The sequence below is a fragment of the Bradyrhizobium hipponense genome, from assembly GCF_008123965.1.
GTDB lineage: Bacteria > Pseudomonadota > Alphaproteobacteria > Rhizobiales > Xanthobacteraceae > Bradyrhizobium > Bradyrhizobium hipponense.
The window spans coordinates 24,875-36,146 of record NZ_VSTH01000140.1 but is presented as its reverse complement, the minus strand read 5'-3'; the positions used below and the strand labels follow the sequence as shown (position 1 = coordinate 36,146).

The window sequence follows — 11,272 nt, the reverse complement described above, 5'->3', positions numbered from 1 at the left end:
CAACTCACTCCCCATACAAGATGACGGTTATTCTTCTAAGCCGAAGAGGGCTACACAGACACGCAGCGCAATGATGACATCGTGCCCCTGTTTTGCGCTACCCGTCAAACGTCGTCCCGGTAAGGCTATGGATCGTCGTCAAGTCTATCCTCTGCTGCCGACCAGACGAGGGCGGCGGTGGTTGGCGAGCTGGTTCTCGGCCGGCAGGGCGCGCAGCCAATTGCGGAAGCTGACGATTTCGGGACAATCCGCGGTGCCTTCAGGCGCAATCAGCCAATCACCCAAACCGGATCCTTCATTGATCCGTTCGCAGCGATAGCCCGGATGGTGGCCAAGACCGCGGGCTATCAGCAGGTCGACCTTGCCCTCGATCAACTCGTGCAAGCCCGCAGGCTGCAGCACCCGCAAACCGATGTCCGCATGCGCGCCGCGAAACTCCGCCAGCTCGAGGCGGCGCAGGTCGAAGCTGCCATGCACCCCCAATTGCAGCAGCACCGCACCTGCCGGTTTCAACTGCGAGGTCGCATCCGCAATGCGACGAAAACCTTCGGATATCTCGGGCAGATAGGCCTGGCCCGCCGCGGTGAGGACGAGCTGCTTGTGCAGCCGCTCGAACAGCTGTACGCCGAGGCGCGCCTCCAGGGCTTTCACCTGCTGCCCTACGGCGGCGGGCGTCACGTGCAGCTCGTGCGCGGCCAGTTTGAAGCTGAGATGCCGCGCGGCGACTTCGAATGCGCGAAGCGCGTTGAGTGGTGGCAGGGTGTAGGTCATCGCTGGCCAGTTTGTCATTGAATGGCTGCGCGCTTGCAATAGATTTTCTTGCGCTGAACCGCAGGAATGATGCTTTGCGAAGCAGTGATATCGCCGGATACGGTCAGCCCGCAATCCGGAGACATTCTATGCCCCCAGCTCACATCGTCAGCCACAACCCCGCAACGGTCCACGCTCCCGCCGGCGGATACTGCATGGGACTTGAGCTCACACAGCATCGCCGCCTGTTGTTCATCAGCGGCCAGGTGCCCGAGAGATCCGACGGCGCGGTGCCTGAAGGTTTTGAGGCGCAATGCGAGCAGGCCTGGCGCAACGTCATGGAGGTGCTCGGCGCCGCCGGCCTTGGCGTCGAGCATCTGGTCAAGGTCACCACGTTCCTGACCGACCGCAATCAACTCGTGACCAACCGCACCATTCGTCGCGCGATGCTCGGGGAACACCAGCCCGCGCTGACGGTCGTGATCGCTGAGACAGTTGACAGCAAATGGCTGTTGGAGATCGAGGCGATCGCCGCGGAATGAAACCGGATTCGCCGACTTTGCAAGTGAGCCAATCATATCAGGTGTCCAATGGCTGAGATCACCCATCCCTTTTACGAAGCGCATCGGGGTGCAATGGAGGCCGCCATGCGCGATCGCCTCGACCTCGCCGAACCGATGTTGCGCGAGCGCGCGCATCTATCAGACATCGATGGGATCAGGCAGGAGGTGATGAACGAATTCGAAATCGTGCTCACCCAGATGCCTTATGTCGGCGGCGCGGCAAGTCGCATGAGCGATTTCTTCATGCGCCTGACGGGTTTCATGGCCATCAGCCGGATGCTGCGACGCCGCGGCGTGCCGGTGCCTGTGATCGGCGACATCGAGCGAGAAACCTACAAGCCGCAATTGCTCACCGTGCCCGAAGCGGAACGTCTCGCCTCGGGGCGTCAATTCATGTCGCCGGAGAACCAGGCCCTGCTGCGCGAGCAGGCGGCAGAAAGCGTTACGGAAAGCCATCAAAAGGAGTTTCCGGAAGATTTCGTCTACGATTTCGTCGAGCCGGGCCCGGGTGACAGCTTTGAATTCGGCATCAACTACAGGGCCTGCGGCTTTTGCAAATTCGCGGCTCGCCATGGCGACAAGGAAATCCTGCCGAATATTTGTGGGCTTGATTTCGACGCCTATGCAACGCGAGGCATCCGCCTGGAGAGGACACAAACTTTGGCTGGCGGCGCGAGCCACTGCAATTTCCGATTCTCGCGGCTTGCGCCCGATGCGACGTCGGAGAGTTAAGCTGCGTTCCCATATTCCGCGATAGAGGTGGCCCTGGATTGCTCGCCTGCCGCCGCATCGTCATTGCGAGCGCAGCGAAGCAATCTTTCCGCGGCGGCAGTCTGGATTGCTTCGCTGCGCTCGCAATGACGGAGGCGGGCAGCGGGCCTTCACTCATCGCTATCAAGCAGGGGCCATGATGACATTGTGCTCCTGTTTTGCCCGACGGGTCAAACGTCGCTGCTGTGGGGTCCAACTTTCCGAGGCTGGCGGCTCCAACTATGCCGAACAAAAATCCTCAACGATTTCTGTGCGATGTCTACTGTGCATGGGGTTGTTTTCGCACTTTTTGTTTAGGGGCGCTACTCCACCGCCTTCTCGCGCAGCCGCTGGGCATAGACGTTGATCACCAGCGCCGCCAGCAGAATCAGGCCGCGGATCAGGATCTTCAGGAAACTGTCGATGTTGACGTGGTCAAGCCCGTTGTTGAGCACGCCGAGGACGAACAGGCCGACGATGGTGTTGCCGATGCCGCCGCGGCCGCCGAACAGGCTGGTGCCGCCGACCACGACGGCGGCGATGGAGTCGAGCAGATAGGTGTCGAACTCGTTCTGCTGCGCACTGCCGAAATGGGCGACGCCGAGCATGCCGCCGATGCCCGAGCACACCGCCGAGATCACCATGACGACGCCAAGGATGAGCTTGACATTGAGGCCGGAATATTCGGCCGCCTCGCGGTTGCCGCCGACCATGTAGACGTAGCGGCCGAAGCGCGTGTAGGTCAGCACCAGATGGCCGCCGAGCAGCATGATGGCCGCGACGATGACGATCCAGGGAATGCCACTGACCGAACCGGAGCCGAGCGTGGTGATCACGCCGGGCACCTTGTAGGCGATCTGGCCGCGCACCAGAAGCGCCGAGATGCCGGCCGCGATCTGCATCATCGCCAGCGTCATGATGAAGGAGGGGATGCCGATCACGGTCAGCCCCAGCGCATTGACGAACCCGAGGGCTGCACAGAGCAGGATCGCGAGCAGGATCGCCGCGGCGCCGGGCAGGGGAATGTTGGGAATGTTGACGTAGGATTCCTGCAGCGTGAAATAGGCGACCGCGATGCCGGTGACATTGGCGATGCTGGCGATCGAGAGGTCGATCTCGGCGCAGAGGATCACGAAGGTGAGGCCGACGGCGATGATACCGGTGACCGATACCTGGGTCAGGATGTTGCCGAGATTGTCCAGCGTGGCGAAGGAGGGGCTGGCGAACGCAAAGAAGGCGGACAGGAAGATCAGGGTCAGGAACGGGGCGATGTTGCGCATCTGCGAACGCAGGAAAGGCGCAAGACCCCGCGCTCGCTGCCCTGCGGCCAAAGCCGTCTCACTGCTCGCCATTGTGCTTCTCCGTCACGCTGCTTCCAGCAGGCGGTCCTTGCTGACCGGCTCGTTGGCAAATTCGCGCACCAATGCGCCGCGCTTGAGCACGAGGATGCGGTCGGCCAGCGACAGCACCGTCTCCGGCTCGGTCGACAGCACGATGATGGCAAGCCCCTTGGCGCGGAGGTCGCGGACGATGTTGATGACGTCGTTCTTGGCGCCGACGTCCATGCCGCGGGTCGGTTCGCACAGCACCAGGAGCTTGGGCGGGTAGGTCAGCCACTTTGCGAGAGCGACCTTCTGCTGGTTGCCGCCTGAGAGCATGCCAAGGTCGAGGCCGACCACGGGCGGCCTGATCTGCAACTGCTCGACCTGCCGCTTGGCGATGTCGCGCTCCTGCGCCGGCTTGAGCAGCAGCGCCGAGATGCGACCCAGAATGCTGATCGAGATGTTCTTGTAGACCGGCTCCTGGTGGAACAGCATGGCGCGCCGGCTCTCCGGCACCAGTGCCACACCTGCGCGCCGTGCGGCGGCCGTACTCGCAAAAGTTCTTGCCCTGCCGTCGACGGCCAGCGTGCCGCCGTCCGGCTTCAGCTTGCCGAACAGGATGCGCGACAATTCCTGCTGGCCGCAGCCCATGAAACCGTAGATGCCAAGCACCTCGCCGGCGCGCGCCTCGAACGAGACATCCTTCAGGCTGCGGGCCAATGAAAGCTGGTCGACCTTCAGCACCACCGAGCTATCGCTCGGCCGCGGCAGCATCAATTCATCGTTGTAGCTGTGCTCGAGCACTTCGCCGCCGCGGCCGATCATGGCCTCGATCAGCGCCCCCTTGCTGGTTGCGGTGCTTGCTGTCTCGGCGACCTTCCGCCCGTTGCGGAATACGGTCACGATATCGGACACGCGCAAGATGTCCTCGATGAAATGCGAGATGAAGACGATTGCTGTGCCTTGCTCGCGCAGCCGCCGCAGAGTTGCGAACAGGCGCTCGACTTCGGGCGGGGAGAGCGCGGAGGTCGGCTCGTCCAGGATGACGATACGCGCGCCGGAGAACAGCACGCGTGCGATCTCGATCAGCTGCTGGAGCCCGATCGGGAGGTCGCCGAGCCGTTGCATCGGATCGACGTCGATGCCGAAGCGGGCGAGCTGCTCGCCGGCCTCGCGCGCCATGCGCCGCCATTGCACGAGGCCGAGCCGGTTGGTCGGCTGGTTACCCAGGAACACGTTCTCCGCGACCGTGAGGTCGGGCGCGACGCTGAGTTCCTGGTGCACCATGGCGATGCCAGCCGCGTGCGCGTCGCGGGCCGAGCGGAAATGCGTCTCCTGGCCGTCGATCAGGAAGCGGCCGGAGAACTCGGTGTGCACGCCGGCGATGATCTTCATCAGCGTGCTTTTTCCGGCGCCGTTCTCGCCGACGAGACCATGGATCTCGCCGGGCGAGAGCGCGAAATCGACACCACGAAGCGCTTCGACGCCGCCAAAGCTCTTCGTGATGCCCTGGAGTTCGAGGATGGGCTGTTGTCCCGGAGGCATGGACGATCAGATCTTGGAGGCTCAGATCAGGAAGTGATCCTGCATCCACTGCATGCCGGCAGCATTGGCCTTGGTCACGACCGGGCCGTCGGTGACGACGTGCTTCGGGATACCCTGTCCGCTCTTCTCGCCGCCGACGACCGCGGAAACGCCCGCGATAATGGCGCCGCCATGGATGCGGCAGGACGGATTGCGCACGGTCGCGAACATCCGGCCCTCGCTCACCGCCTGGATCGCCGGCGGCATAGCGTCGACGCCGCCGATCAGGATGTTGGTGCGGCCTCGCGCCTTCATGATGTTGGCGGCGGCGAGCGCCATGTCGTCGTTGTGGAAGAACGCCGCGTCGATTTGCGGATATTTCGTCAGGTAGGTTTCCCAGAGCCGCGCGGTCTTGGACACGTCCCAGTCGGCCGGCTGGGTGTCCAGCACCTCGATGTTCGGGAACTGCTTCACCACGGTATTGAAGCCCTTAGCCCGGCCTTGCGCGCCAGTGTGGCCGAGCGCTCCCTGCGTCATGATGATCTTGCCCTTGCCGCCCATGGCGTTGCAAAGCGCCTGCGTCACCGACGCGCCCATGAACTCGTTGTCGGGAGCGAGGAAGGAGTGGACGTTGATCTGGTCGAGCGGTGCGATCAGCGTGTCCATGTCGATCACGGGCGTGCCGGCGTCGATCATCTTCTGCACCGGCTGGGTGAGGGTGCCGATGCCGAAAGCCTGGATCGCGACGAAATCCCATTTCTGGGAGGCCATGTTGTCGATCGCCGCGCGCTGCTTCACGGCGTCGAGCTGGCCGTCGAACCAGGTCACCTCGACGTTGAACAGCTTGCCCCAGAACTCCGCGGCCTGCTTGCCTTGTGCGCACCACGTCGCCTGAAGGCCTGCGTTGGAGAATGCCGCCTTTAGCGGCTTCTCAGATCGTCCGACTTCGGCCGCAAGGGCGGGGTTTATGCCCATGCTGCCGAGGATGGCAGTCGCGGCGCCGGCGGTCGCAGCCGCCTGAAGAAGATCGCGCCTGGTCGTCGAGAAATCTTTCGTCCCGGACATCGCTCGCTCCCATAAATTATGTCGTCGGCGCGTCATTGATTGCGCGACCGATGCGAAAGTGTCTCACAATCGGGAAGTTCACGCCACCCAATCTGCTATCGCGTGGGATATCGCCCGCGTCTCGGATGCTCGCGGAGCAGACGTTGATAAACCAGCGACGTGAGATCCGCGCAGCGCGCCGCCGCGATCTCAAAACTCTGTTCGATTCGATTGGATGAGGCGTTCGTCGGCACTTCAGCCATGCAGACAAAAAAAGAGCGGGGCCCTAGCCCCGCTCGAAAATTGTGTCGACCCTATTATCCCCGATTCTAAGATTTGCTCTTGATTGACGGGGCGACGCTGCGTTTTGCGCGCCAGGGGCTCCTCCCGAGACTTGGACCACCAGACTTCAACCTCACGGTCAAGCCTGAGCAAGGGGGATGCTAGATCAACTTTTCTCACTTGTCATCATTTTCGGCAACGAATGTTCAAAATTCGAGCAATCAACGAAATGTTCGGGTTTTTCGCCGCATAAGCATATGACAAATATAAGAAATCTGTGGAGGGGTAGGGCGATGGGACTGCCTCATTTGCCGGACTTTCCCCCAGTGGAGCGCCCCGACCACAGTTTTTCGGAAGTTTGCGCTGGCCCAAGCGGACGGCGGAACGGACCTCGACTCGCCCCCGGCGCGGTGTTTAGTTAGCAGGCGAACGAATGGCTCGGCGGATGCGCGGACGACTGCAAAAATTCCTACCCATCGTCCTGCTCGCGTTGGTGATGCAGGTGCTGGCGCCGATTGCCGCCTGCTTGGCGGCAGGGCAAGCCGTTGCCGATCCGCTCCAGACCGCTGTCATTTGTCATAGCGCGAGCGAACAGGGCGGTCAGAATGACCCGGCCGCACATGCCGGTGCGTGCGCGCTGTGTTGCCTGGCCCAGGCCAACGCGTCATTTGACTCGCCGCCGCAGGCCGCGCTTACGATTCCTTTTCGCCACGTCGAACGTGTGGTGTGGCGCGAGGCGGAAGCCCCCGCTGTCGCCACCCTTAAGGGCTCAAGCGCCCAGGCGCGCGGGCCGCCCCATTCTTCCTGACGACCTTCGACGTCGCTGCGGCCCGTCCGTCGGCGATTGACGCTGTCAATTGGCCGGCGATGGCTGCCGGCGTCAGGAATGCCCCATGTTACGTTGTCATGCCCGCCGCGGCGTGAGAGTCGTGGCCGTTCAGGCCGCGCTGCTTGCGTCATCGAGTGGAGTTTTCGCTCAAACCAGCAGCGCGGTGCTGCCACCGGTAACGGTCGATGCCCCCGCACCGGCAAAGCCCAAGCCGGCAATCCGGCAATCGAGACCGCGCTCTGCTTCCCCGGGGCACTCGACCAAGCCCGTTGCACGGAACGCAACCCTCAGTGCACCGGCCCAAAACACGGCAGCGACAGCCGGCGCCGCGCGAGATGGTCTCAATCGGTCGCCCGCCGGACAGACCTCGACGACCATCGATCGCAGCCAGTTCGACAACCGACCATCGTTTTCGGTCAGTGACGTGTTGCGGGACAGTCCAGGTATATCGGTCAAGCAGGGAAATGGACCGCGCGATTTCGGCATCTCGATTCGCGGATCGAACGCGCGGAACGGGTTCGGCATCCGCAATCTCCTGATTTTCGAGGACGGCTTTCCTGTAACCCAGCCAGATGGACTGTCGCGGAGCGATCTGATCGATCCTCACGCCTATGGTGCTATCGACGTGATCCGCGGTCCTTCGTCGGCGCTCTATGGCAACTACGCGACCGGCGGGGCACTTAATTTTCGAACACGGCCGGGCGGCACGATCGATGGGGTCGAATCCGGCGTCGACGGCGGCAGCTACGGCTATCTCAACAACTATCTGGCGGCCGGCAAGAAGGTTGGAAATTTCGAGGGTTCGCTATTCGCGAGTGACGTGCGGGGTGATGGCTATATCGGCAATAGCTGGTTCAATACGCAGACCGTCAACTTTCTCGGAACGCTCACAGCGACGCCGGACGATCGCTTCACGGTCAAGGTTGTCAACAACGACTTGAGCGCGCGGCTGCCGATCCGCTCATCGCTGAACCAGTACTATCAAAACCCTTTCCAGCAGGGTTGCGCGACTGGTGCGACGGCCGCACCCGGATGCGGCACGGTTACGCTGTTTAACAATGGCTTCAACCCAACTGCCGGAACCGACAAGGAGACGGCCGTGCAGGCCGGCCTCGGCCGTAACGACCGCCGCACGATTGTCGGAGGGCGATGGGAGCATGATTTCGACAATACGACGACATGGCGAAGCCAGTTTACCTTCGACGACAGGAACATCAGCCAGCCGACGGGGACGACCAGCGCTATCGGCGACTTTCCGTCGTACAACTACATGAGCGATCTGACCAAGCGCGGCGAGATTCTCGGGATTGAATCGACCGCGTTCCTCGGCACCTACTATAATACTCTGACTGCATCGAGCGACACGCGCAACGTGATGCCTGGCGGTAACGCTACGCTCGGCAGGTTGTCGAGCAATCTCCATAGCGAAACGACCAACTATGGTGTTCGTGCGCGCGAGGAACTCAAACTGACGACGTCCTTGACGGCAGTCGCTGGCGTCGGTTGGGAAACCACCGTTCTGAAGGGCATCAACACGGCATATGCATATGCCGGCCCCACCGGAATCACGACGGCAACGCTCACGACCGCGGATCGGCAGTTTCAAAATGCCGCGCCCGAGTTGGCGCTCCTCTACAACCTAAATAACGAGTGGCTGTTCCGGGGGCGCGTCGCCACGGGGTATGGTACTCCGCAAGTTTCGAATCTCTTTGTCCTTCCAACCGGGCTGTCGGGCAACAATACCCAGCTCCAGACTCAGAAGAATCTTGGATACGATCTGGGCTTCGACTGGACGCCGAACAGCACGCTCAAGCTGAGTGCGACCGGCTTCTACGAATTTTTCCGCAACGAGATCGTCAGCCAGGCAACGGCTATTGCCGGCGTCAGTTACTCCTTCAATGCGCCACGATCGGAGCATCGCGGCATCGAGCTTGCGGCTGACTGGAGATTTCATCCGGGCTGGCGGTTCATGGCGGCGTACACCTATCTCGACGAAATCTACACCGAATACGTCGAGAACATCCCTAATGGCGCTGTCTTCAGCTTCAACCGGGCAGGCAACAAGATCCCCGGCATTTCACCCAACGAATTGACCGCTCGGGTGGGCTACGATGAGTTTGCCGGACCGCTGACGGGTCTCGGAGGCTTCCTCGAGATCCAGTGGAAGGACACCTTCTATATGGACAATGCGAATCTGCTGAAGGCGCCCGGTTACGAACTCGTCAACGTAAACGTTCACTACAAGACCGATCTGGTGTCGGACTCCTTCAGGTCCTTGAACTTGTTTCTCGAAGTCAGAAACGTGTTCGACCGTGCCTACGTTGCCTCGGCAAACAACATCGCCAACACGGTAACGGCGACCGGCATTCAAAATCCTGCGAGCGTGCTTGCAAACACGACGGGGTCGATCTACGCGGGCTCGCCGCGCACGTTCGTTGCGGGTATGAAGGTGGCGTTCAGATGATCCGGGCTCTCGAAAGGAGTAGGGCCATGGTCCGAACTGGCTTGCTCGGAATAGTCGCCCTCGCACTGTTCCAGAGCACCGCACTTGGGCAGATGCATGGTCAGCATGGATCGGAGGCCGCCTGTGACGGGCCGACGCTGCGCTGTGCAACCAAGGTGACGCCTGCATTCGGTCCGGACGGGACGCTGTGGGTGGCCTGGATGGCGGGTGGGCAGGTCTCGGTCGCGAGTTCGCCGGATGCGGGGCAAAGTTTCTTGCCCCCCAGCCAGGTCACGACGAAGCGGCTGAATCTTGATTGGGGGCCGGATGCCCGACCGAAGATCGTGGTCGATCGCAAGGGCGGCATCGCGCTCGCATTCTCGATCTTCAGAGATGAGGCATTCAACGGCCAGGTGCTCTATACGCGCTCGGGCGACAGCGGGAAGAGTTTTGCGGAGCTGAAGCCGATCACCGCCAACAACGAGAGCCAGCGTTTTGAAGCGCTGGCGCTCGATCAGGATGGAACGGTCTTTGCGGCCTGGCTCGACAAGCGCAATCGTGTCCCTGCGAAGCAGGCAGGACAAAAATACGAGGGGGCAGGGCTGTTCTTTGCTTCGTCGCGCGATGGCGGTGCGACCTATGCAGAGGCCGGTCTCGCGCGTGACAACACCTGCGAATGTTGTCGATTGGGGCTGACGTTTGCGGCGCCGGGACGGCCGGCCGTGATCTTCAGAAATATCTTCGAGGGCGGCGTGCGCGATCACGCCGTCATGACGTTCACCGACGTCTCGACGCCAGGCGAAATCCATCGGGTCAGCAACGACGATTGGCAGATCAACGCTTGCCCGCATCACGGGCCGAGCCTGACCGTTGCGCCGAACGGAACCTATCACGTCGCCTGGTACACCAATGGAAAGGCGCGGAGGGGACTGTTCTACGCCTATTCTCGCGACGAAGGCCGCACGTTCTCTGCGCCTATGGCGCTGGGCCGACCAGATCGCACCCCGACGCGCCCCTTTGTCCTCGCTGGCGCGCTGGGAACCGTGATGGTCTGGAAGGAGTTCGACGGCGAGAAGACCTCGGTCCAGATGATGATGTCCCACGACGACGGCGAGACATGGTCGTCGCCTAGGACCATATCGAGCACATCGGATACCTCCGACCATCCCTTGCTGGTTTCCAATGGCCGACAAATGTACCTGTCATGGATGACGAAGGCGGATGGCTATCGTCTCAGAGCGATTGAGGACCAGCCATGAGACGTCGATTTGCAGGCATTCTGGGATTGGGTATCCTGATCGCGTCAGCGTCTGCGCTCGGGGCACCTGCGGCCCTCAAACCATTTGAGCGGGGCTCGTGGCAACGCGTGCTGAGGAGCCATGCGGGTCGTCCGACGCTCGTCCACTTCTGGGGTGTAACTTGCGGGCCCTGTAAGATCGAGCTGCCGTTGCTTGGGCAGTTTGTGAAGGACCATCCTGAGATTGATGTGGTCACGATCAGCGCAGATCTCGTACCCAACCTGTCGGCCGCGACGCAATCGATGCTCGACAAGGCAGGGCTTTCGTCGACCGAGAATTTCATCTTCGGTGATGGCTGTGTCGAGCGTTTGAGGTTCGAGATTGATCCTGCCTGGCAGGGCGACATCCCAAGGACAATGCTTATCTCTCGGGACGGAACCATTGCGACAATCGAGGGGTCGGCCGAAATTGCCGATCTCGAAAAGTGGTCGGCCGAACAAATCTCCACACACTGATACTCAGTCTGC

10 protein-coding genes are annotated in these 11,272 nt (G+C 61.6%); 6 read left to right on the top strand and 4 right to left on the bottom strand.

The window, feature by feature from the left end; all coding sequences use genetic code 11:
• Window positions 1–144: 144 nt before the first annotated feature.
• Complete coding sequence (locus FXV83_RS33750; RefSeq protein ID WP_148743880.1) at window positions 145–771, bottom strand: LysR family transcriptional regulator; 627 nt, start codon at window positions 769–771, stop codon at window positions 145–147.
• Window positions 772–899: 128 nt separating this feature from the next.
• Between FXV83_RS33750 and FXV83_RS33745 the strand changes: the two genes are divergently transcribed.
• Together FXV83_RS33745 and FXV83_RS33740 are read left to right on the top strand one after the other, a co-directional pair.
• Window positions 900–1,292 (top strand): RidA family protein, encoded by a 393-nt coding sequence (locus tag FXV83_RS33745; RefSeq protein WP_187436351.1) that lies wholly within the window; start codon window positions 900–902, stop codon window positions 1,290–1,292.
• A 48-nt stretch (window positions 1,293–1,340) separates the two neighbouring features.
• A complete protein-coding gene (locus tag FXV83_RS33740; protein WP_148743878.1) occupies window positions 1,341–2,045 on the top strand; it encodes an L-2-amino-thiazoline-4-carboxylic acid hydrolase in 705 nt (234 codons plus the stop codon).
• Between the two features lie 341 nt (window positions 2,046–2,386).
• On the opposite strand, the gene FXV83_RS33735 is transcribed toward FXV83_RS33740, so the two are convergent.
• Genes FXV83_RS33735 through FXV83_RS33725 form a run of 3 tightly spaced genes read right to left on the bottom strand, consistent with a single transcriptional unit; the run spans window position 2,387 to window position 5,974 of the window.
• On the bottom strand, window positions 2,387–3,415 hold the full coding sequence (locus FXV83_RS33735; RefSeq protein WP_148743877.1) for an ABC transporter permease: 1,029 nt from the start codon (window positions 3,413–3,415) through the stop codon (window positions 2,387–2,389).
• A gap of 12 nt (window positions 3,416–3,427) precedes the next feature.
• Window positions 3,428–4,930 carry a sugar ABC transporter ATP-binding protein gene (locus tag FXV83_RS33730; protein ID WP_148743876.1) on the bottom strand — a complete coding sequence of 501 codons (1,503 nt, stop codon included), beginning with the start codon at window positions 4,928–4,930 and terminating at the stop codon, window positions 3,428–3,430.
• Between the two features lie 21 nt (window positions 4,931–4,951).
• A complete protein-coding gene (locus tag FXV83_RS33725) occupies window positions 4,952–5,974 on the bottom strand; it encodes a sugar ABC transporter substrate-binding protein (protein WP_187436350.1) in 1,023 nt (340 codons plus the stop codon).
• Window positions 5,975–6,680: 706 nt separating this feature from the next.
• Here FXV83_RS33725 and FXV83_RS33715 point away from each other — a divergent pair.
• From FXV83_RS33715 to FXV83_RS33700, 4 genes are all read left to right on the top strand, one after another.
• Complete coding sequence (locus tag FXV83_RS33715; RefSeq protein WP_187436349.1) at window positions 6,681–7,043, top strand: DUF2946 family protein; 363 nt, start codon at window positions 6,681–6,683, stop codon at window positions 7,041–7,043.
• A gap of 85 nt (window positions 7,044–7,128) precedes the next feature.
• Window positions 7,129–9,528, top strand: a complete 2,400-nt coding sequence (locus FXV83_RS33710; protein WP_148743881.1) for a TonB-dependent receptor family protein — start codon at window positions 7,129–7,131, stop codon at window positions 9,526–9,528.
• 26 nt (window positions 9,529–9,554) lie between these two features.
• The gene (locus FXV83_RS33705; RefSeq protein WP_148743873.1) at window positions 9,555–10,766 is read left to right on the top strand and encodes a sialidase family protein; all 1,212 of its coding nucleotides are present in this window, start codon (window positions 9,555–9,557) and stop codon (window positions 10,764–10,766) included.
• On the top strand, window positions 10,763–11,260 hold the full coding sequence (locus FXV83_RS33700) for a TlpA family protein disulfide reductase (protein ID WP_148743872.1): 498 nt from the start codon (window positions 10,763–10,765) through the stop codon (window positions 11,258–11,260). The genes FXV83_RS33705 and FXV83_RS33700 overlap by 4 nt, the downstream gene beginning before the upstream one ends.
• Window positions 11,261–11,272: the final 12 nt, after the last annotated feature.